This is a genomic window from Streptomyces bullii, from assembly GCF_042657145.1.
GTDB lineage: Bacteria > Actinomycetota > Actinomycetes > Streptomycetales > Streptomycetaceae > Streptomyces > Streptomyces bullii.
In genome coordinates, this window is the sequence record NZ_JBHSNY010000014.1 from 59241 (window position 1) to 78923 (window position 19683).

The 19683-nt window shown below is 70.8% G+C and carries 23 protein-coding genes; 1 reads left to right on the forward strand and 22 read right to left on the reverse strand.

Going from position 1 to position 19683, the window contains the following annotated elements; translation table 11 throughout:
- Positions 1–100 precede the first annotated feature (100 nt).
- The 7 genes from rlmN to rpsB form a co-directional block, all read right to left on the reverse strand.
- The gene (rlmN, locus tag ACFPZJ_RS33660) at positions 101–1207 is read right to left on the reverse strand and encodes a dual-specificity RNA methyltransferase RlmN (RefSeq protein ID WP_381029711.1); all 1107 of its coding nucleotides are present in this window, start codon (positions 1205–1207) and stop codon (positions 101–103) included.
- A gap of 88 nt (positions 1208–1295) precedes the next feature.
- The gene (locus tag ACFPZJ_RS33665; RefSeq protein ID WP_381029713.1) at positions 1296–1745 is read right to left on the reverse strand and encodes an SRPBCC family protein; all 450 of its coding nucleotides are present in this window, start codon (positions 1743–1745) and stop codon (positions 1296–1298) included.
- A 236-nt stretch (positions 1746–1981) separates the two neighbouring features.
- Positions 1982–3106 carry a phosphatidate cytidylyltransferase gene (locus ACFPZJ_RS33670; RefSeq protein WP_381029715.1) on the reverse strand — a complete coding sequence of 375 codons (1125 nt, stop codon included), beginning with the start codon at positions 3104–3106 and terminating at the stop codon, positions 1982–1984.
- The gene (gene frr / locus ACFPZJ_RS33675) at positions 3106–3663 is read right to left on the reverse strand and encodes a ribosome recycling factor (RefSeq protein ID WP_381029718.1); all 558 of its coding nucleotides are present in this window, start codon (positions 3661–3663) and stop codon (positions 3106–3108) included. Before frr ends, ACFPZJ_RS33670 begins: the two co-directional genes overlap by 1 nt.
- A 213-nt stretch (positions 3664–3876) precedes the next feature.
- Complete coding sequence (gene pyrH, locus ACFPZJ_RS33680; RefSeq protein WP_381029721.1) at positions 3877–4635, reverse strand: UMP kinase; 759 nt, start codon at positions 4633–4635, stop codon at positions 3877–3879.
- Positions 4636–4825: 190 nt separating this feature from the next.
- On the reverse strand, positions 4826–5662 hold the full coding sequence (gene tsf / locus ACFPZJ_RS33685; RefSeq protein ID WP_381029723.1) for a translation elongation factor Ts: 837 nt from the start codon (positions 5660–5662) through the stop codon (positions 4826–4828).
- Between the two features lie 198 nt (positions 5663–5860).
- Positions 5861–6754 (reverse strand): 30S ribosomal protein S2, encoded by an 894-nt coding sequence (gene rpsB / locus ACFPZJ_RS33690; RefSeq protein ID WP_381029725.1) that lies wholly within the window; start codon positions 6752–6754, stop codon positions 5861–5863.
- Between the two features lie 274 nt (positions 6755–7028).
- On the opposite strand from rpsB, the gene ACFPZJ_RS33695 reads away from it, so the two are divergent.
- Positions 7029–7631 (forward strand): M23 family metallopeptidase, encoded by a 603-nt coding sequence (locus tag ACFPZJ_RS33695; protein WP_381029727.1) that lies wholly within the window; start codon positions 7029–7031, stop codon positions 7629–7631.
- 249 nt (positions 7632–7880) lie between these two features.
- On the opposite strand, the gene ACFPZJ_RS33700 is transcribed toward ACFPZJ_RS33695, so the two are convergent.
- The 15 genes from ACFPZJ_RS33700 to ACFPZJ_RS33770 all read right to left on the reverse strand — a co-directional run bounded on the left by ACFPZJ_RS33700 (position 7881) and on the right by ACFPZJ_RS33770 (position 19683).
- Positions 7881–8438 carry a TetR/AcrR family transcriptional regulator gene (locus ACFPZJ_RS33700; protein WP_381030077.1) on the reverse strand — a complete coding sequence of 186 codons (558 nt, stop codon included), beginning with the start codon at positions 8436–8438 and terminating at the stop codon, positions 7881–7883.
- Between the two features lie 85 nt (positions 8439–8523).
- Complete coding sequence (gene whiG / locus ACFPZJ_RS33705) at positions 8524–9363, reverse strand: RNA polymerase sigma factor WhiG (protein ID WP_381029729.1); 840 nt, start codon at positions 9361–9363, stop codon at positions 8524–8526.
- 287 nt (positions 9364–9650) lie between these two features.
- The gene (gene dprA, locus ACFPZJ_RS33710) at positions 9651–10811 is read right to left on the reverse strand and encodes a DNA-processing protein DprA (RefSeq protein WP_381029732.1); all 1161 of its coding nucleotides are present in this window, start codon (positions 10809–10811) and stop codon (positions 9651–9653) included.
- Positions 10808–12433 (reverse strand): YifB family Mg chelatase-like AAA ATPase, encoded by a 1626-nt coding sequence (locus ACFPZJ_RS33715; protein WP_381029734.1) that lies wholly within the window; start codon positions 12431–12433, stop codon positions 10808–10810. The genes dprA and ACFPZJ_RS33715 overlap by 4 nt, the downstream gene beginning before the upstream one ends.
- Position 12434: 1 nt before the next feature.
- Positions 12435–12797, reverse strand: coding sequence for a YraN family protein (locus tag ACFPZJ_RS33720; RefSeq protein WP_381029737.1), 363 nt, complete (start codon positions 12795–12797; stop codon positions 12435–12437).
- A gap of 107 nt (positions 12798–12904) precedes the next feature.
- Positions 12905–13213, reverse strand: a complete 309-nt coding sequence (locus ACFPZJ_RS33725; protein WP_003993268.1) for a DUF2469 domain-containing protein — start codon at positions 13211–13213, stop codon at positions 12905–12907.
- 56 nt (positions 13214–13269) lie between these two features.
- A complete protein-coding gene (locus ACFPZJ_RS33730; RefSeq protein WP_381029738.1) occupies positions 13270–13794 on the reverse strand; it encodes an NUDIX hydrolase in 525 nt (174 codons plus the stop codon).
- Positions 13784–14557 carry a signal peptidase I gene (lepB, locus tag ACFPZJ_RS33735; RefSeq protein ID WP_381029741.1) on the reverse strand — a complete coding sequence of 258 codons (774 nt, stop codon included), beginning with the start codon at positions 14555–14557 and terminating at the stop codon, positions 13784–13786. The genes ACFPZJ_RS33730 and lepB (ACFPZJ_RS33735) overlap by 11 nt, the downstream gene beginning before the upstream one ends.
- Before the next feature lie 125 nt (positions 14558–14682).
- Complete coding sequence (lepB, locus tag ACFPZJ_RS33740; RefSeq protein WP_381029744.1) at positions 14683–15669, reverse strand: signal peptidase I; 987 nt, start codon at positions 15667–15669, stop codon at positions 14683–14685.
- Positions 15557–16648 carry a signal peptidase I gene (gene lepB / locus ACFPZJ_RS33745; protein WP_381029746.1) on the reverse strand — a complete coding sequence of 364 codons (1092 nt, stop codon included), beginning with the start codon at positions 16646–16648 and terminating at the stop codon, positions 15557–15559. Before lepB (ACFPZJ_RS33745) ends, lepB (ACFPZJ_RS33740) begins: the two co-directional genes overlap by 113 nt.
- The gene (gene lepB / locus ACFPZJ_RS33750) at positions 16641–17411 is read right to left on the reverse strand and encodes a signal peptidase I (RefSeq protein WP_381029749.1); all 771 of its coding nucleotides are present in this window, start codon (positions 17409–17411) and stop codon (positions 16641–16643) included. The genes lepB (ACFPZJ_RS33745) and lepB (ACFPZJ_RS33750) overlap by 8 nt, the downstream gene beginning before the upstream one ends.
- A 45-nt stretch (positions 17412–17456) precedes the next feature.
- Positions 17457–17807 carry a 50S ribosomal protein L19 gene (gene rplS / locus ACFPZJ_RS33755; protein WP_029385574.1) on the reverse strand — a complete coding sequence of 117 codons (351 nt, stop codon included), beginning with the start codon at positions 17805–17807 and terminating at the stop codon, positions 17457–17459.
- A 132-nt stretch (positions 17808–17939) separates the two neighbouring features.
- Positions 17940–18773 (reverse strand): tRNA (guanosine(37)-N1)-methyltransferase TrmD, encoded by an 834-nt coding sequence (gene trmD / locus ACFPZJ_RS33760; protein ID WP_381029752.1) that lies wholly within the window; start codon positions 18771–18773, stop codon positions 17940–17942.
- The gene (rimM, locus tag ACFPZJ_RS33765; protein ID WP_381029754.1) at positions 18770–19315 is read right to left on the reverse strand and encodes a ribosome maturation factor RimM; all 546 of its coding nucleotides are present in this window, start codon (positions 19313–19315) and stop codon (positions 18770–18772) included. The genes trmD and rimM overlap by 4 nt, the downstream gene beginning before the upstream one ends.
- A gap of 128 nt (positions 19316–19443) precedes the next feature.
- A complete protein-coding gene (locus tag ACFPZJ_RS33770; RefSeq protein ID WP_003973401.1) occupies positions 19444–19683 on the reverse strand; it encodes an RNA-binding protein in 240 nt (79 codons plus the stop codon).

A 19683-nucleotide genomic window follows, 5' to 3' on the forward strand; every position in this document is an offset into this window, starting at 1 on the left:
GGTTCAGAGGGTCTGCGGCCCGGATGCCGCACTCTCAGCGCTGTGGCGCTCCCCTGTCGGAATATGCAGATGTTCTTACGTGGGTTTTACGGTGCTCAGGTTACCGCTCGCTCGCGGCGAGCTGACCACATGCCCCGTCGATCTCCTGGCCCCGGGTGTCCCGGATGGTCACCGGCACACCATGAGCGGCGATCGCCTCCACGAACGCCTTCTCGTCCTCGGGCCGCGAGGCGGTCCACTTGGACCCGGGCGTGGGGTTCAGCGGGATGAGGTTGACGTGCACCGGCCTGCCCTTGAGCAGCCGGCCCAGCCGGTCACCGCGCCACGCCTGGTCGTTGATGTCCCGGATGAGCGCGTACTCGATGGACAGCCGCCGCCCCGACTTGGCCGCGTACTCCCACCCGGCGTCCAGGACCTCCCGCACCTTCCACCGGGTGTTCACCGGTACGAGGGTGTCGCGCAGTTCGTCGTCGGGCGCGTGCAGCGAGATGGCGAGACGGCACTTGAAGCCCTCGTCGGCGAACCGGTGGATGGCCGGGACGAGACCGACCGTCGACACGGTGATCCCGCGCTGCGACAGGCCCAGCCCGTCCGGCTCCGGGTCGGTAAGCCGCCGGATCGCACCGACGACCCGGTTGTAGTTGGCGAGCGGCTCACCCATGCCCATGAACACGATGTTGCTCAGCCGCGCCGGACCGCCCGGGACCTCACCGTCCCTGAGGGCCCGCATGCCGTCGACGATCTGGTGCACGATCTCGGCGGTGGACAGGTTCCTGTCCAGTCCCGCCTGTCCGGTGGCGCAGAACGGGCAGTTCATGCCGCACCCGGCCTGAGAGCTGATGCACATGGTCACCCGGTCGGGATACCACATGAGCACCGACTCCACGAGCGTCCCGTCGAACAGCCGCCACAGCGTCTTGCGCGTGGTGCCCTGGTCGGTCGACAGATGCCGCACGACCGTCATCAGCTCGGGCAGCAGCGCCTCCCGCAGCTTGCCGCGGGAGCCGGCCGGGATGTCGGTCCACTGCTCCGGGTCGTGCGCGTACCGCGCGAAGTAGTGCTGCGAGAGCTGCTTGGCGCGAAACGGCTTCTCACCGACGGCGGCGACCGCCTCCTTGCGCTCGGCGGGCGTGAGGTCGGCGAGATGCCGCGGCGGCTTCTTGGCTCCGCGCGGGGCGACGAAAGTGAGTTCTCCGGGCTTAGGCATGGCCCACCCAGTGTCGCAGATCCAACCGGGTGACCCGGATGCCCGGCCGAGCCCGGGCCGAGCAACGGGCGTCGGCCTGCTCCCGCCGCTACTCCCCGAGGTGTTCCAGGCGGTCCTTGAGGAGCTGCTCGTTGCGCGGGAGTTCCTTGCGGACCTGGGGGCGGACGATGAGGGGGACGAGGATTTTGCCCATGCCGTGTCCCTCGAAGTCGACCTCGATCGTCACATGGGAGCGGCGGCCGTCGTCGAAGGGTGCGACCTCGCCGTGGACGCGGGCCCTGACGGGTCCGTCGATGCCCTTCATGCCCCAGCTGTGCGGCGGGTCGTACTCGGTGACCTCCAAGGTCATCGGCATGGTCCGGCGGCCGACGTGCCGGGTGACCCGGACCCGGGAGCCGACGCCGAAGGGCCCCTCGTCGAGACGTTCCGCGGAGACCGCGCTCAGCTGCCACTCCGGCAGTCGGGGGGCGTCCATGACGTAGGCGTAGACGTCCTCGGGGCTGCGGTCGACATCGATGGTTTGTCGGATGGCGGACATGATGCCCCCTTGTGCGGCGTACCCCTGCATCGTCCCACCGGGTCGGACCCGGGGCATCCCGGCGGTCCCGTCGGGAGCCGGCAGTGAACCGCACGCCCCTGTCCCTGACTGTCCCTGATCGCCGGCGCGACCCGCACGCCTGGCGGCCGGCCTCAGTGGCCCCGGTAACGCGGGCAAACGGTGAGCCCCCGTCCACCACGGGACGGGGGCCCATCGAGCGCAGGGGGCGGGGGTACTCAGCCCGACCCCACGAAGAGCACCAGCAGCAGCCAGACGACGGGTGCCGTGGGCAGCAGGGAGTCCAGGCGGTCCATGATGCCCCCGTGCCCGGGGAGCAGCGTGCCCATGTCCTTGATGCCCAGGTCCCGCTTGATCATGGACTCGCCGAGATCGCCGAGCGTGGCGCTGGCCGCGACGGCCAGGCCGAGCAGCAGGCCCTGCCACCAGGCGCCGCCCTCGATCAGGAACTCCATGCACAGCGCGCCGACGACCATCGCGAAGGCCACCGCGCCGAGCAGGCCCTCACGCGTCTTGCCCGGGCTGATGCGCGGCGCGAGCTTGTGCTTGCCGAAGCGCCAGCCGACCGCGTACGCGCCGGTGTCACTGACGACCGTGAGGAGCAGGAACGTCAGCACGCGGCGCGGCCCGTCGTCGGCGGTGAGCATCATCGCCACGAACGTCGCGAGGAACGGCACGTAGAACGCCGCGAACATGCCGGCGGTGACGTCCTTGAGGTAGTCCTGCGGCGGTTCCGTCATCCGCCACACGAGCACGCCGAGCGCCGTGAGCGCCATGGCGACCCACGCCCCCTCGGCTCCACGGACGTACCCGGCGACGACCATCGCGGCGCCGCCGAGCGCGAGCGGCACGAGGGGTGCCCGGATCCCCTTGCGCTCCTCCAGCCGCTTGGTCAGCTCCCACAGGCCCACCACGACGGCGACCGCGATGACGCCGACGAACACGGCCTTGACGATGAACAGCGACGCGACGATCACCGCGCCGAGTCCGACGCCGACCCCTATCGCGGCACTCAGGTCGCGACCCGCGCTCTTCTTCTGCGGCTTGGGTGCCGGCTGCGAGGCGTGGGGCATGGGCTCCGGATTCTGCGGCACCTCCCGGGAGGGGTGTGCCTGCGGCGTGTCGTCGCGGAACGGGGAGCCGCCCAGCCGAGCGGCCCCCCGGTCGTCATCCTGGTCTCCGCCGTGATCGGGTACGTCGGGCACGATGGGCATGGGGCGAGTGTGCGGCGCGTCCTGCGCATCGTACGCGGGACCCGCCGGGGCAGCCCCCTGGGCAGGTCCCAGATCAGTGGGCCCCCAGTACCCGTTGTGTGGCGGCGCCCCCCAGGAAGAGTCGTTCATCAGACCTCGAGCAGCTCCGCTTCCTTGTGCTTCAGGAGCTCGTCCACCTGGGCCACGTACTTCGCGGTGGTGTCGTCGAGCTCCTTCTCCGCACGGCGGCCCTCGTCCTCGCCGACCTCGCCGTCCTTGATCAGCTTGTCGATGGCGTCCTTGGCCTTGCGGCGCACGGAGCGGATGGAGATCTTGGCCTCCTCGCCCTTGTGCCGGGCGACCTTGATGTACTCGCGGCGGCGCTCCTCGGTGAGTTCGGGGAACACCACCCGGATGATGTTGCCGTCGTTGCTCGGGTTGACGCCCAGGTCGGAGTCGCGGATCGCCTGCTCGATGTTGCGCAGCGCGCTCTTGTCGAACGGCGTCACCACGGCCATGCGCGGCTCGGGCACGGAGAACGAGGCCAGCTGGTTGATCGGCGTCGGCGCACCGTAGTAGTCGGCCACGATCTTGTTGAACATCGCCGGGTGCGCACGGCCGGTGCGGATCGCGGCGAAGTCCTCCTTGGCGACCACGACGGCCTTCTCCATCTTCTCCTCGGCCTCGAGGAGGGTCTCTTCGATCACCACTTGCTCCTGCGTGTCTTGAGTAGGCCCGGCTGCGGTTCCTCGTCGGGGCGGCGGCCGGCTGCGTCGCGTCTTCTTCCTGCACGGTTCCCGACCGGCAGGACATTGTCCATCCCCCGGCCCGGCTCCGTCCCGTCCGTCCCCCGGACAGGTGGCGTCCGGTGGACGGGCGGCCCGGGGACAGGCGTCCCGGGGACGGGGTGGTTCGTCCGGTCAGTCCCGGCTGCCCTGGTCACCCACCAGCGTGCCGATCTTCTCACCCTTGACGGCACGCGCGATATTGCCCTCCGCCAGAAGCTCGAAGACCACGATCGGGAGCTTGTTGTCGCGGCACAGTGTGATGGCCGTGGCGTCGGCGACCTTCAGGTCGCGCGTGATGACCTCGCCGTAGCCGAGGTGGTCGAACTTCACGGCGTCCGGGTTGGTCTTGGGGTCGGAGTCGTAGACCCCGTCGACACCGTTCTTGCCCATCAGCAGCGCCTCGGCGTCGATCTCCAGGGCGCGCTGTGCGGCGGTGGTGTCGGTGGAGAAGTACGGCATGCCCATACCGGCGCCGAAGATGACCACGCGGCCCTTCTCCAGGTGTCGTACGGCGCGCAGCGGGATGTACGGTTCGGCGACCTGCCCCATGGTGATCGCGGTCTGCACGCGGCAGTCCACGCCCTCCTTCTCCAGGAAGTCCTGCAGGGCGAGGCAGTTCATCACGGTGCCGAGCATGCCCATGTAGTCGGAGCGGGCCCGGTCCATGCCGCGCTGCTGCAGCTCGGCGCCGCGGAAGAAGTTGCCGCCGCCGATGACGACCGCGATCTGCGCGCCGTCCCGTACGACGGCCGCGATCTCACGGGCGATCTTGTGCACCACGTCGGGATCGACGCCCAGGCCCCCACCTCCGGAGAAGGCCTCTCCGGACAACTTCAGCAGAAACCGGCCGGGCACTTTGCCGTCGTCGCTCTTCTGGGCCTTCGTGGTCATGGGGGATCCCGCCTCTTTCACGTGTTGCACATACGAAGAAGGCCATTGCCGGCGGGGCGTGTTTCGCATCCCATGCGGCAATGGCCTCCTCGTCAGATCTGCTGTCGTCGGGCACGCACGGGTGCGTGACCGGGTACCCGAACGACTGCTGTCGACCCTATCGGGGTCGCGCGCCCGTCGGGGTACGGACTCAGATGCCGACCTTGATACGCGTGAAGCGCTTCAGGGTGACACCGGCCTCGTCCAGCACCTTCTGGACGGACTTCTTGTTGTCGAGCGCGTACGGCTGGCCCAGCAGCGTGGCGTCCTTGAAGAAGCCGTTGAGGCGGCCCTCGACGATCTTCGGCAGGGCGGCCTCGGGCTTGCCCTCGGCGCGGGTGGTCTCCTCGGCGATGCGGCGCTCGGACTCGACGACCTCCGCCGGCACGTCCTCCTTGGAGAGGTACTTCGGCGCGAAGGCGGCGATGTGCTGGGCGACGCCCTTGGCGATCTCGGCGTTGGGCTTGTCGAGCTCGACGAGGACACCGATCTGCGGGGGCAGGTCGGGCATCGTGCGGTGCATGTACGCCGTCACGTAGCCGTCGGCGAACTGCGCGAAGCGGTCCAGCACGATCTTTTCGCCCAGGTTGGCGTTGGCCTCGTCCACGAACGCCTGGACGGTCTTGCCGGGCTCGATCTCGGAGGCGAGCAGTGCCTCGAGGTCGGCCGGGGAGGTCTTGGCGACGTGCTCGGCGATGGCGGTGGCCACGCTCTGGAACTTCTCGCCCTTGGCGACGAAGTCCGTCTCGCACTTCAGCTCGACGAGGACACCGGAGGAGTTGTCGTCGGCGATGATCGAGACGACGGCACCGTTCTCGGCGGAGCGGCCCTCGCGCTTGGCGACGCCCTTCTGGCCCTTGATGCGGAGCGCCTCGACGGCCTTCTCGACGTTGCCCTCGGCCTCGTCCAGCGCCTTCTTGCAGTCCATCATGCCGGCGCCCGTGAGCTCGCGGAGCTTCTTGACGTCGGCGGCGGTGTAGTTCGCCATGAGTCTGTGAATCTTTCTCGAAGTCTGGAGGATCGAAGATCTGCGGGGTGCGATTCCCTGTGCCTCCATGTGCACAGAGTCCGCCGTCCTGCCGCTGACCTACGGGTGAACGGCGGGAGCGACGGGGACGCCTCCCCTGCCCTTGGGGCGAGGGGGACTCATGTCACCGCTCCCGCCGTCAACACCGACGCTGACGGGTCAGGCCTGCTCGGCCTCGGCGGCCGGAGCCTCGGCGGGCTTCTCGGCCTCGGCGGCCGGGGCGGCCTCGGCGGCCTCGGCGGCCTCGGCGGCCTCGGCGGCCGGAGCCTCGTCGGCCTTCTTCTCGCCCTCGAGCAGGTCGCGCTCCCACTCGGCGAGCGGCTCGCCGGCGGCCTTCTCGCCCTTGCCCTCGGTGGCGACACCGCTGCGGGCGATGAGGCCCTCGGCGACGGCGTCGGCGATGACGCGGGTGAGCAGGGTGACGGAGCGGATCGCGTCGTCGTTGCCCGGGATCTTGTAGTCGACCTCGTCGGGGTCGCAGTTGGTGTCGAGGATCGCGACGACCGGGATGTTCAGCTTCCGGGCCTCACCGACGGCGATGTGCTCCTTCTTGGTGTCCACGATCCAGACGGCGCTGGGCACCTTCTGCATCTCGCGGATACCGCCGAGGGTCTTCTCCAGCTTGGCCTTCTCACGCGAGAGGACCAGGAGCTCCTTCTTGGTCAGACCGGAGGACGCGACGTCCTCGAAGTCGATCTGCTCGAGCTCCTTCAGGCGCTGCAGGCGCTTGTAGACGGTCGAGAAGTTGGTGAGCATGCCGCCCAGCCAGCGCTGGTTGACGTAGGGCATGCCGACGCGGGTGGCCTGCTCGGCGATGGCCTCCTGCGCCTGCTTCTTGGTGCCGACGAACATGACCGTGCCGCCGTGGGCGACGGTCTCCTTGACGAACTCGTAGGCACGGTCGATGTACGACAGCGACTGGAGCAGGTCGATGATGTAGATGCCGTTGCGCTCGGTGAAGATGAAGCGCTTCATCTTCGGGTTCCAACGGCGGGTCTGGTGACCGAAGTGGACGCCGCTCTCCAGCAGCTCCCGCATCGTGACGACGGCCATGGCCGTACTCTCCTTGAGTTTCTCGGTTGTGCCGCGGATGCCGGACGGCTTCCGCGCCTGACGCCCGCGGTGCGCCGTGCCACGAGGGACCGAGGGGCGCTGATACGAGCCTGGTGAGGGCGTCGTATCGGGGCGTGCGAAGTCGACCCGGTGGCCCGGGTCGCCACCAGAAGTGTACGGGACCCGCGGGGCGCCGGGTGACGCCGTTGTCCACAACCGGCCGGTGGTCCACAGGCCCCGGCCATGATCGACAGGGTTCCGGGACGCTGTCCGCATGCGAACGAAACGATGCGTGAGGACGTGTGCACGGCTGGTGTTGCTGTCGGTCCTGACCGTGGCCGTCTTGCTGGCACCCCCGCCGCACCGGCTGGTGGCGGCCGACGCGGGAGCGGGGGCACCGGCGGCGGACACGGAGGTCCCTGCCATCGGCCGGGCATGGCCCGTGGGGGCACGCCCCGAGGTGCTGCGCAGCTGGGAACCCCCGGCGACGCGGTACGGCCGGGGGCACCGGGGCGTGGACCTGGCGGCAGCACCCGGCACACCGGTGCGGGCAGTGACGGCGGGCCGGGTCTCCTTCGCGGGCCGGGTGGCGGGCCGGGGCGTCGTCTCGGTGGAACTGAGGGGAACGGGCGATCCGCCGTTGCGGACGACGTACGAGCCGGTGACGGCGTCGGTGAAGAAGGACGAGGAGGTCGCCGCGGGCGAGGTGATCGGCACGGTGGACCCGACGGGCTCCCACTGCACGGCCCCATGCGTCCACTGGGGCCTGCTCAGAGGCGGGACGTACCTGGACCCACTGTCCCTGCTGCCACCGTGGCTGCTGCACCGAGGCCCGTCGAGACTCCTCCCGGTCCTGGGGCTTCCCCTGCCGTCCTAGTCACCGGCAGGGACGAACGGCACACGAGGCCAGGCAGGGCGCAGGGGTGAAGCCGGGGCGCGGCGTGAGGCCGGGCACGTCGTGACGCGGGGGCGCGGCGTGAGGCCGGGTGCATACACGCCGCCCAGCCCCGGGCATGCAGGACGCCCGGGCAGCACGGGTGGGCCCGGCGGCATCCCGCGGCGCACCCCGCCGCGCCAGGGCTGCGCGCGCCGGCCCGCGCGGGGACCGCGGCAGGGGCGGTGGGGTTCAGCCCCGCACACCCCGCAGGACCATTCCGACCGCCGCCTCGGCGATGACCGCCGGCTCCTCCGCCGCCCCCAGCTCGATCCGCCGCACCGCCGCGTCCACAACGCCCTGCACCAGCATCGCCGCCAGCCGGGGCTCGGCGTGGCCCATCTCGCCCAGCGCCTCGACGATCATCGCGACGAGCCCGCCGTGGGCCGCCCGGATCTTCTCCCGGGCCCCCGCGTCCAGCTCACTCGCGGAGATCGCGACGACAGCCCGGTGCCGCCGGTCCCCGACCAGTTCCAGCTGCTTGCGCACATAGGCCTCGACCTTGGCCTCGGCCGTACCGGCCTGCTCCATCGCCGCCGACACGTCCGCCGCCCAGACGGGAAAGTCGACCTCGCACAGTTCCTCGACGACGGCCGCCCGCGAACGGAAGTACTCGTACACGGACGACCGCGCGAGTCCCGTCCGCTCGGCGAGGGCCGGGAAGGTCAGCGCCTCCGTCCCGCCCTCGGACAGCAGGGAGCGTGCCGCGTCCAGCAGGGCGGCACGCTGCATCGACCGGTGCTCGGCCACGGAGGCCGCTCGAATCCTTGGCACGTCAACCACTTTACGGACGCGCCACCGCCGGCGGGAGTCACTCTCCGGACCGGCCCATGGCTCACCGGCCGAAGCTCGCCAGTTTCGCCCGCAGCTGCAGCACGGACTTGGTGTGGATCTGGCTGACCCGGCTCTCGGTCACGCCCAGCACGTTCCCGATCTCGGCCAGCGTGAGGCCCTCGTAGTAGTACAGCGTGACCACGGTCTTCTCCCGCTCGGGCAGCGTGTTGATCGCCCGTGCCAGGAACCGCCGCAGCTCCCGGTCCTCGGCCACCTCCACGGGATTGTCGGCGGCGGTGTCCTCCAGCGTGTCCATGAAGCTCAGGCCGTCGCCGCTCTCGCCGCCGTGCAGCAGCTCCTCCAGGGCCACCACGTTGGCCAGCGACAACTGGCTGAAAACGGCATGGAGTTCGTCGACCGCGATGCCCATCTCGGCGGCGACCTCGCTCTCCGTCGGTGTCCGCCGCAGCCGCGCCTCCAGCGTCGCGTAGGCCCGCTCCACGTTGCGCGCCTTCTGCCGCACCGACCGTGGGATCCAGTCCAGCGCCCGGAGCTCGTCGATCATGGCGCCCCGGATCCGGGTGATCGCGTACGTCTCGAACTTGATCTCCCGGTCGATGTCGAACTTCTCGATCGCGTCGATCAGTCCGAACACCCCGGAGGAGACGAAGTCCGCCTGGTCGACGTTGGGCGGGAGCCCCACGCTGACCCGGCCCGCGACGTACTTCACGAGCGGCGAGTAGTGCAGGATCAGCTGCTCCCGCAGTCGCTCGTCCCCCGTCTCCTTGTACGACCGCCACAGCTCGTCGAGCGTCGAGGGAGCGGGCGGCCGCACGCTGCCACCGTCACGGGCGGCTGGGGGGATGGCCGCCCGGTCGGACCCGGAGGTGTGCTGGGGCATTCGTCGCCTTGTGCCGTTCTGCCGTGGACTGCTGGTGCCCGGGTGGGCTGCCTGTCTGGTGTCGTGCTGTCTGGTGTCGTGCTGCCTGTCCGTGTCGGGATCCTCGTGAGCGTAGCGTGACTGTGGCGTCGCAGTGCGCTAGGAGGGGAGGTCGGACGGTACGCAGATACGTTCCGCAGGGCGTACCACCGGGGCACGGTGGTCGCTCTGCGTGACCACCAAAGCGACCCAACTGAGCGAATTTCCAAGGGACCTCGGGGTTCCCCCGGACGGCCGAACCTCCTCGGTCAGCACGGTGCGTGACCGTCACGGACGGAGCTCATCGCCTGGCGTGTCAACTTCCAGCCGTCGCCATGTCGTTCGACGTAACCGAGTGCCCGCAGTTCGTACAGTCTCGCGACCGCGTCGTCGGGACTGGTCTGCGCGCCGCGTGCGATCTCGGTCGCCCGCGCCGCCCGGCGGGCCGGGAGCGCGGCCAGCACCTGCCGTGTGGCGGGCCCCAGCAGGTCCCGGGGCAGCACCGGTCCGCGCCGCTCCGGGGCCAGTTCCCCGATGTCGCCGACGAGTTCGACGACATCGGCGGCGTCGGTGACGAGGACCGCTTCGCCGCGCAGCAGTTCGTGCACGCCGGCGGAGAGTCCGCTGGTGGCCGGGCCGGGTACTCCCATCGTGTGACGGCCGAGGCGCTGTGCCGCCCGGGCCGTGACGAGCGAGCCGCTGCGGTGGGCCGCCTCGACGACCACGGTGCCCCGGGTGAGGGCGGCGATCACCCGGTTCCGCAGGATGAACCTGCTCGGGGTCGGATGCTCCCCGGGCGGCAATTCGCCCACCACCAGACCCTGTTCGGCGATTCTGGTGATCAGCTCGGTGTGTCCGCGCGGGTAGGGCCGGTCGACGCCGCAGGCGAGCACGGCGACGGTGGCACCGCCCGCGCCGAGCGCGCCGCGATGGGCGGCGCCGTCGACCCCGTAGGCGCCGCCGGAGACCACGACCCATCCCTGTTCGGCGAGCCCGGCGGCGAGGGTGGCCGCCATGTGGGCCCCGTACTCGGTGCAGGCCCGCGCCCCCACGACGGCCACCGACCTGAGCGCCCACATCCGCAGACTGGGCGTGCCGCGCACCCACAGTCCGAGGGGCCGGGCGTCCCCGAGGTCGTCGAGCTGTCCCGGCCACTCGGCGTCCCCCGGACGCACGAACCGCACCCCGGCGTCCCGCGCGACGGCGAGGTCCCTGCGCGGTTCGGCCCGCTCGGCCCTGGCCCGCAGCCCCTCCCACCGTGTGCCGCTCACTCCCGGCAGGGTTCGGCCGCCCTCCCGCAGGCGCCGCACCACCTCCCGCACCCCGAACTCCCGGACCCACCGCCCACCGGCCTCGTCGCCGGGCTCGATGACACGGGTGAGGAAGACCCGGTCGAGCAGTTCGTCGTCCGGTCCTCCTGCGGCGGTCATGTCAGTGCCCCGATGGCCATGGGGACGCCGCGCGGCACCCCGGTGCGCAGTTGCAGGGCGAGCGCGACGTCGGACGCGTCGGGCCGGTCGTGGCCGACCAGGTCGGCGACGGTCCAGGCGACCCGCAGCACCCGGTCGAGTCCGCGGGCGGTGAGCACGCCCCGTTCCAGACTGCGCTCGGCCTCGTCCATGGCGCCGGGCGCGGCGTACCAGCGGGTGCGCAGATCCCGGCCGGGAATCTCGCTGTTGGTGCGCCAGGGAGTTCCGGCGAGGCGCGCCCAGGCCCGCTCCCGCGCCTCCCGCACCCGGTCGGCGACCACCGCGGTGGACTCGCCCTGCCGCCCGCGCGCGGCCAGTTCACCGCGTGTGACCCGGTCCACCTCGACGCGGAGGTCGACGCGGTCGAGCAGCGGGCCGGACAGCCGGGCCTGGTAGCGGCGGATCGCGGAGGGCGGGCAGTCGCACAGGGCGTCCTTCTGGGAGAACCGCCCGCAAGGACAGGGGTTGGCCGCGAGCACCATCAAGAACTTCGCCGGGAAACGCACGACGCCCGCACTGCGCGCGATCACCACGTGCCCGGCCTCCAGCGGCTGGCGCAGGGCGTCCAGCGCCCGGCTGTTGAACTCCGGCGTCTCGTCCAGAAAGAGGACGCCGCGGTGGGACAGCGACACGGCTCCGGGGCGTGCGATGCCGGGGCCACCGCCGACCAGCGCCTGCATCGTGGCCGAGTGGTGCGGGGCGCAGTAGGGCGCGACGTCGATCAGGGGCTTGCCCCCCGGCAGCAGGCCCGCCACCGAGTGCACGGCCGTGACCTCCAGCGACTCCTGCCGGGTGAGCCGGGGCAGGATCGTGGGCAGCCGCTCCGCCAGCATCGTCTTGCCGGCGCCGGGCGGCCCCTCCAGGAACAGGTGGTGTCCGCCTGCCGCGGCGACCTCCACCGCCGTGCGCGCCGAGATCTGGCCCACCACGTCCGCGAGGTCGTGACCGTGGTCGTGCTGGGCGGCGCCGACGCTGTGCATGCCCGTGGCGGCGCTCGTGCCGGGTACCCGCAGGCCGGCCAGGAGGGGGTCCGGCCGCCCCTGCTCGTCCGGCTCCTCGTCGGGCACGGGCTCGTCCGCGAGGACGGCGATCAGCTGGCGCAGACTGCGCACGCCGAGCACGGACACGCCGGGCACGAGGGACGCCTCGGCGGCCGCGCACTCCGGCACCACCACCTGCTCGTATCCCGCGTCCGCCGCCGCCAGCACCGCCGGCAGCACCCCGCGGACCGGCCGCACCCTTCCGTCCAGGCCGAGCTCCCCGATCATCACGATGTCGGCGAGCACCCGGGGATCGATGCGCTCGGCCGCGCCGAGGACGGCCGCCGCGACGGCAAGGTCGAAGCCGCTGCCGCTCTTGGGCACGGACGCCGGGCTCAGGCCCACCGTCAGCTTCTTCTGGGGCCAGGAGGCCCCGGAGTTGACGACCGCGGCCCGCACCCGGTCCCGGCTCTCCGTCAGACTCTTGTCGGGCAGGCCCACCAGTGTGAACGCCGCGACGCCCGGTTCGAGGTCGGCCTGCACCTCGACGACCACGCCCTCGACGCCCACCAGCGCCACCGAACACGTACGAGCGAACGCCATGTCAGGACACCCCTCGCGCGTGCTCCACCAGCGGCGCGCCGCGGGCCGGCAGGACGACGCCGACGAGGTCGATGCGGACTCCGCCGGGCGGCGCTCCCCCGTGGGTCTGGATCCAGCGCTCGGCGAGATCGCGCAGGCGTTCCGCCTTGTCCGGGGTCACCGCGGCCATCGGATGCTCGAAGGGACCCGCCCTTCGGGTCTTCACCTCGCAGACCACCAGGACGTCCCCGTCCCGGGCCACGATGTCGATCTCGCCGGTCCTCCCGCAGCGCCAGTTGCGCTCCAGGACCGTCATCCCGGCCTCGGCCAGCCGCCGAGCGGCCAGTGTCTCGCCGTACCTGCCGAGGGCACTTCGTGCGTTCATGTCGGCACCACCTCCGGCGCCAACGATGCGTGCCCCGCGACGAGCTATTGGATCTTGGTGGACGACTCCCGCCCTGTGGACAACCTCGTCACCCGGGCGGGTGAACGTCACCCGCTCGGCAGCTCCAGATCGCTCTTGTTCAGCTCCTCGATGTTCACGTCTTTGAACGTGAGCACGCGGACCTGCTTCACGAAGCGCGCCGGCCGGTACATGTCCCACACCCAGGCGTCCGCCATGGACACCTCGAAGAACACCTCGCCCTGGACCGAGTGCACCTGCATCTCGTAGTCGTTGGTCAGGTAGAAGCGCCGCTCGGTCTCGATCACATATTTGAACAGACCGACGACATCGCGGTACTCCCGGTAGAGCTTGAGCTCCATCTCGGTCTCGTACTTCTCGAGGTCCTCGGCGCTCATGGCATGTTCCCCTTCAGCCGTGCGATCCCACCATTGTGCGCCAGTCCCGTGAGCCCCTAGACGATTTCGGTGTCCAGGGTCACGGGCCCGGCGGGGGGACCTTCGTCGAGCAGCCTGCGCAGCAACTCGGCGAGTCTGGTCGGATACACCGTCTCATGTGCCCGGCTCAGTTCCTGACACGTCCACCAGCGTGCTCCGGCGACACTGCGCCGCTCCAGCTCGGTCAGGGCCGTCGCCCGGGTCGCCGTACGGTCCGTACGGGCCAGGTAGTACCACTCGTCCTGGTCCCAGCGGCGGCCCGCGAACGGGAAGGAGCACGTCCGCCGCCACAGCACCGGGCCGAGCTCGACCTCCGTGATGCCGGTCTCCTCCGCGAGTTCCCGCAGGGCGGCCTGTTCACGGGTCTCGTCGCCCTCCACGCCGCCGCCGGGTGTGAACCACCAGTCGTCGGCGGGATCGTCCGGCTCGTGGCCGTGCAGCAGCAGAATGCGGTCCCGTGGGTCGAGCAGGACCACCCGGGCGACCTTGCGCAGCCCGCCGTCGTGGGCGTCCCCCTCCGTCGGCAGCGGCTCAGCGGGCACCGGCGGGCTCCGTGCTCGCCCGGGCCCGGGCCGCGCCCGCACGCTTGGCGACGGGCCCGTACGCCGCCCCGCCCAGCACCAGCACCGCACCGGCGATCACCAGCCCGACGATCGTTCGGAGCGGACCGGGCGAGGAGAGGGCGCCGAGGGTCTCGAAGCCGGTGGGGCTCTTCAACATGCCGTGCATGGGCCAGACGACGGCGTCGACGCGGGCCTCGACGGCCTTGCGGGACACCGTGCCGCTGGCGGCGTCGGTGAGGTGGGCGGTGGAGTCCACGGAGTTCCCGCGCTCGTCGCCGAGCAGGAACAGGCGGCCCTCGGGGACCGTCACGGTCGGGAAGTTGCTGACCTCGGCCGCCGTGCCGTTGGGGAGATACGGTTCGTCGATCCTCTTGCCGTTGACCTTCAGCTTGCCGTCCTGGCAGCAGGAGACGGTGTCGCCGCCGACGGCGACCACCCGCTTGACCATCGGCACGTTGGCCCACGTCGCGTCCTTGAAGACGACGACGTCACCACGGCGTACCGCACCGCCGTCGACGCGCTGGGCCAGCACCCGTTCGCCGGCCGTGATCGTCGGGGACATCGAACTGGTGGGCACGGTGTACGGCCGGTAGACCACCGCTCCCCAGGCGAATCCGCCGAGGAAAAGGATCAGGCCCAGCGCCACGGCCAGCCCGGACAGCCGCTGTCCGGTCCGGCTGCCCGCCGGGCCACCCTTCGCGCCGCCGCGCGAGGCCGTACGCGTCGTGCTCTCGACACCCATGGGTCCGCACCCTACCGGGCGGTACCCAGGCGGGCCCACCCACCCGATCGGGTGGACGGGGACGTACGACCCCGGAGCTCGGCCGCCGCTCCCAGCCCGGGGACCGCGGCCCGCGAGGCGCTCGCTCAGCGCACGTCCTGCGTCACGCTCCGCCTGCGCCGCCACAGCACCACCGGTACGACGCCGACGAGAGCGAGGGCGTCGGGCGCGGCCGGCAGGGCGGCGTCCGCGGACCGGGCACTCAGGCCCGGCTGGTCGAAGGTGTCCGGAACCGGCAGGGTGTCCCAGCGGTTGATCGGCCAGGCGATGACGATGGCGCGGCCGACGACGTCCTTCACGGGAACCATGCCGTGGTTCTTGTCGGACTGGTTGTAGCGCGAGTCCCGGGAGTTCTGCCGGTGGTCGCCCATGACCCAGATGTAGCCCTTGGGAACCTTTACCTTGAACTGGCCGCCCTGGTCGTCGACGGTGCACGGCGTGTTGCCGGGATAGACGTACGGCTCGTTGAGCGCCTTGCCGTTGACCGTCAGCGGCCCGGTGCCCTTGCACTCGACCGTGTCGCCACCGACGCCGACGACCCGCTTGATGAGGTCCTTCTCCTCGGCGGACGGCATGAGGCCGATCCAGCTGAGGACCTTCTGCACCGCGTTCGGGTCGGCCGTGGGCTCACCGGCCAGCCAGTTGGAGGGATCGTGGAAGACGACGACCTCTCCGCGCTCGGGCTCGGAGCCGAACCAGGGGGTGAGCTTGTCGACCAGGACGCGGTCGCCCTCCTGGAGGGTGTTCTGCATCGAGTCCGAGGGGATGGAGAACGCCTGTACCAGAAACGTCTTGATCAGCAGCGCCAGCACCAGCGCGATGCCGATCAGGATCGGCAGCTCCTTCCAGAAGGAGCGCTGTTGTTTCTTCGGCTTGGGGGTCCCGCCCGCTCCTCGGTCGTCGGTGCCCTCTGTCCTCGGTTCCTCGCTCGTCACCCTGCCGCCCTCGGCTGCCCCGGAGTCACTCCCGGGGGTCACGGCGCTGTTCGCGGCCGGGACGGCTGATTCCGCGGGGCGCCCGCGGTGCTCCTCGCCGTCGTGTCCGGACCGTGCGCCAACCGCCACATCCCCCACGCCAACTCCTCACTCTGTGCCGCCGCCTGCCCCACACGCGGCGCAGGCCCACCACTCCCATAACGAGCGGGAGTTCCGCAGGGCTCGGGAGCTGGATCATTCCGTTCTGATCGTAGGGGTCAACCCTATGCGACAGCCGGGGAGCAGCGGTCGACCCGGAGGCCGCGTCGGACACGGAAGCGTAGGTCCGGGGCTCCTCCAGGGTGCTCCAGTGGCCCAGCGGCCAGGCGATGACCATGGCCCGTCCCACCACCTCGTCCTCGGAGACCGTGCCCCCGTAGTCGGTGTTCCGGTGGGACCTGGAGTCGGCTGAGTTGTCCCGGTGGTCGCCCATCACCCACAGTCGGCCCGGGGGGACGGTGATGTCGAAGGGTGTGTTGGACGGGGCGTTGCCGGGATACAGGTAGTCCTCGTTCAGGGGAATGCCGTTGACGGTGACCCGCCCCTGCGCGTCGCAGCACTTGACCCGGTCGCCGCCGACGCCGACGACCCGTTTGATGAGGTCCTTCTCGTTGTCGGAGGGCAGCAGACCGATGAAGGTCAGCCCTTCCTTGATCTGCTTGACGACGACGGGGTCGTTCTTCTTCGTGGCCGTCTGCTCGCCCCGGAGCCAGCCGCCGGGGTCCTTGAAGACGACGACGTCCCCGCGCTGCGGCTTGGAGCCGAACCACGGGGTGAGCTTGTCGACCAGGACGCGGTCGCCGATCTGGATCGTCTGCTCCATGGAGCCGGACGGGATGACGAACGCCTGGACGAGGAACGTCTTGAGCACGAGCGCTATGAGGACGGCGACACCGACGAGAAGCGGTATCTCCTTGACCGCGCTGCGCCTGCGCTTGCGCTTCACCTTGCGCTGGAGCTTGCGCCGCTCGGCCCGCGTGCGTCCGGTGACCGCGCCACCGGCGCGCCGGGCGCCGGTGGGCAGCAGGTTGTCGGCGGGGCTCGCGGGCACCCCGCGCGGTTTTCCGCGGTTACCCATGGGCGGCGCCCTCCGCGTTGCCCCGCACGCCCTGAGCGTGCTCCGTGCCCCCAGGAGCCGCCTGAGCGGCGGGCACGCGCGCGTAGGAGTCGGGGCGGTGCAGGCGGACGGCGTGGGAGAAGGGCCAGATGATCCAGTCGGCGCGGCCGATGACCTGGCGCACGGGGACCATGCCGCCGCCCGGCGAGCCGAGGTGGTCGCGCGAGTCGCTGGAGGCGCTGCGGTGGTCGCCGAGGACGAACAGGGTGCCCTGGGGCACGACGACGTCGAAGCGCACGGTGGACGGGCTGTCGCCGGGGTACAGGAAAGTCGACTCGTCGACCGACCGGCCGTTCACCTGGAGCCTCCCCTCCTTGTCACAGCAGACGACATGGTCTCCCCCCACACCGACAACGCGCTTGATGTAGTCGGCGTCCCCGAAATACCCGGTGCCGTCGAACACAACCACGTCGCCCCGCTGCGGTTCGGCACCGAGACGGTATGCCAACTTATTTACGAGAACGCGGTCCCCGATCCTCAATCCCTGCTCCATCGATCCGCTGGGGATCTGGAACGGCCGCAGCACGAAGGTGCTGACCAGCAGCAGGAACAGCAGGCAGACCAGCAGGGTGAGGGTGAGCCGCCCGCCGGGGAGCCAGTCCGTGATCCGCGACACCAACGCGAAACGCGACCGTCCCTCCGGCCCCTCGGTCTCCGGGGTGTCCCCGGAGTCGGAAGGGCGGGAGGAGCGGTCGCGCTCCGTCGGCTGTGCTTCGGTGTCCATCGGGGCCAGATGCTATCCGGCCCCGCCGTGACCCCGGAAAAGCGCTCAGCTCTCGCGCTTCTCCTTGATCTTCGCGGCCTTGCCGCGCAGCTCGCGCAGGTAGTACAGCTTGGCGCGGCGGACGTCACCCTTGGTGACGAGCTCGATCTTCTCCACGATCGGGGTGTGCACCGGGAAGGTGCGCTCGACGCCGACGGAGAAGGAGACCTTGCGGACCGTGAAGGTCTCGCGCACGCCGGAGCCCTGGCGGCGGATGACTACGCCCTTGAACTGCTGCACACGGGAGCGGTTGCCCTCGATGACGCGGACGTGGACGTTGACGGTGTCGCCGGGACGGAAGGCCGGGACGTCGCTGCGCAGCGACGCGGCGTCGACGGAGTCGAGCAGGTGAGACATTTCGTCTGCTTTCTTCGCTGATGCCGCAGGTCATCAACGGCACTAGAGGTTGGGATCGCAGCTGTGCGTGTCGGGGCGGGCGTCGTGTCCCCCTGCGGCAGGGGCGCACGCCGGACGGCGCACAACAGCGGTCTATTCTTCCACGTCCTCGACCCTGCGCCAAAATCGGCCGTACGGCTCCCCCTGGGGGTCCGGCTCCCAGCCCAGGATCGACAGCATCTCGCGGTCCTTCTTGTCGAAGGCCTTGGGGTCGCAGCGCTCGATGAGGTCGGGCCGGTGGGCCGTGGTCCGCCGCAGGGCCTCGTCACGCCGCCAGCGGGCGATCTTCCCGTGGTGTCCGCTGAGCAGCACCTCCGGGATGTCCCGGCCGCGCCACAGGGGCGGCTTGGTGTAGACGGGGCCTTCCAGGAGGTTGGCCATGGCGCCGGGCGCGAAGGAGTCGTCGCGGTGGGACTCGGCGTTGCCGAGGACGCCGGGCAGCAGACGGGCCACGGCCTCGGTGATGACGAGGACGGCCGCCTCGCCGCCGGCCAGCACGTAGTCGCCGATGGAGACCTCGTACACGGGCATGCGGGTGGCGTACTCGTCGATGACGCGGCGGTCGATGCCCTCGTAGCGGGCGGGCGTGAAGATCAGCCACGGCTGCTCGGAGAGGTGGACGGCGAGCTCCTGGGTGAAGGGCCGGCCGCTGGGCGTGGGCACGATGAGAGCCGGCCCGTGGGAGCCGGTCTCGTAGCCGTCCGCGAGGACGGTGTCCAGCGCGTCCCCCCAGGGCTCGGTCTTCATGACCATGCCGGGGCCGCCGCCGTAGGGGGTGTCGTCGACGGTGTTGTGGCGGTCGTACGTCCAGGAGCGCAGATCGTGCACGTGTACGTTCAGCTGTCCACGCGCGCGTGCCTTGCCGACCAGGGAGACGTTCAGCGGGTCGAGGTACTCGGGGAAGATCGTGACGACGTCGAGTCTCATGCGCTGTCGTCCCTCGGCGAGGCGATCTCGGCACGGTCGTCGATCAGGCCCGGCGGCGGGTCGATGACGGCCCTCTGCTCCTCCAGGTCGATCTCGGTGACGATCTCCTGGACGAAGGGGACGAAGACCTCGGTCCCGTCGGAGCGTTCGACCACGAAGACGTCCTGCGAGGGCAGGTGCGAGACCTCGGTGATGCGGCCGACCTCCGTGCCGTCCACGGTCACCACGTCGAGGTCGATCAGCTGGTGGTCGTAGTACTCGTCCTCGCCCTCGGGCAGCTCGTCGGGGTCGACGTCGGCGATCAGCAGGGTGTTGCGCAGGGCCTCGGCGGCGTTGCGGTCGCGCACGCCCTCGAAGCGCAGCAGCAGGCGGCCGCTGTGGACGCGGCCCGACTCGATGGTCAGCGGCCCGGCCGAGGCCGGGTCGGTGGCCAGGACGGCACCGGGGGCGAGCCGCAGTTCCGGCTCGTCGGTGCGTACCTCGACGGTGACCTCGCCCTTGATGCCGTGGGCGCGGCCGATGCGAGCGACTACCAGCTGCACGGTGCTTGGTTCTCCTGTCGGAACGACTGGCGAGCCGGAGGCGGTCCGTGGCGCTCTCCGGTCTCATACGGCAACGGGCCGGGGACGGCCCAGTGGCCCTCCCCGGCCCGAGCCGGTGCTGCGAAGCGTCAGCGGACGTGGTCCACGTCGACGAGGTCGACACGGACGCCGCGGCCGCCGATGGCGCCCACGACGGTGCGCAGAGCGCGTGCGGTGCGACCGTTGCGGCCGATCACCTTGCCGAGATCGTCGGGGTGGACCCGGACCTCGAGCACACGTCCGCGGCGCAGGTTGCGCGAGGCGACCTGCACATCGTCAGGGTTGTCGACGATGCCCTTCACGAGGTGCTCGAGAGCCTCCTCGAGCAT

Coding starts and splice junctions, on each gene's coding strand:
- pyrH (WP_381029721.1), bottom strand. CDS start 4,635: ATGACCACGAAGGCCCAGAAGAGCGACGACGGCAAAGTGCCCGGCCGG.
- rlmN (WP_381029711.1), bottom strand. CDS start 1,207: ATGCCTAAGCCCGGAGAACTCACTTTCGTCGCCCCGCGCGGAGCCAAG.
- ACFPZJ_RS33720 (WP_381029737.1), bottom strand. CDS start 12,797: ATGAACGCACGAAGTGCCCTCGGCAGGTACGGCGAGACACTGGCCGCT.
- lepB (WP_381029741.1), bottom strand. CDS start 14,557: ATGGGTGTCGAGAGCACGACGCGTACGGCCTCGCGCGGCGGCGCGAAG.
- ACFPZJ_RS33670 (WP_381029715.1), bottom strand. CDS start 3,106: ATGAACGACTCTTCCTGGGGGGCGCCGCCACACAACGGGTACTGGGGG.
- ACFPZJ_RS33770 (WP_003973401.1), bottom strand. CDS start 19,683: ATGCTCGAGGAGGCTCTCGAGCACCTCGTGAAGGGCATCGTCGACAAC.
- ACFPZJ_RS33665 (WP_381029713.1), bottom strand. CDS start 1,745: ATGTCCGCCATCCGACAAACCATCGATGTCGACCGCAGCCCCGAGGAC.
- ACFPZJ_RS33695 (WP_381029727.1), top strand. CDS start 7,029: ATGCGAACGAAACGATGCGTGAGGACGTGTGCACGGCTGGTGTTGCTG.
- whiG (WP_381029729.1), bottom strand. CDS start 9,363: ATGCCCCAGCACACCTCCGGGTCCGACCGGGCGGCCATCCCCCCAGCC.
- trmD (WP_381029752.1), bottom strand. CDS start 18,773: ATGAGACTCGACGTCGTCACGATCTTCCCCGAGTACCTCGACCCGCTG.
- ACFPZJ_RS33725 (WP_003993268.1), bottom strand. CDS start 13,213: ATGAGCGCCGAGGACCTCGAGAAGTACGAGACCGAGATGGAGCTCAAG.
- rpsB (WP_381029725.1), bottom strand. CDS start 6,754: ATGGCCGTCGTCACGATGCGGGAGCTGCTGGAGAGCGGCGTCCACTTC.
- rplS (WP_029385574.1), bottom strand. CDS start 17,807: ATGTCTCACCTGCTCGACTCCGTCGACGCCGCGTCGCTGCGCAGCGAC.
- lepB (WP_381029749.1), bottom strand. CDS start 17,411: ATGGACACCGAAGCACAGCCGACGGAGCGCGACCGCTCCTCCCGCCCT.
- tsf (WP_381029723.1), bottom strand. CDS start 5,662: ATGGCGAACTACACCGCCGCCGACGTCAAGAAGCTCCGCGAGCTCACG.
- dprA (WP_381029732.1), bottom strand. CDS start 10,811: ATGACCGCCGCAGGAGGACCGGACGACGAACTGCTCGACCGGGTCTTC.
- lepB (WP_381029746.1), bottom strand. CDS start 16,648: ATGGGTAACCGCGGAAAACCGCGCGGGGTGCCCGCGAGCCCCGCCGAC.
- ACFPZJ_RS33715 (WP_381029734.1), bottom strand. CDS start 12,433: ATGGCGTTCGCTCGTACGTGTTCGGTGGCGCTGGTGGGCGTCGAGGGC.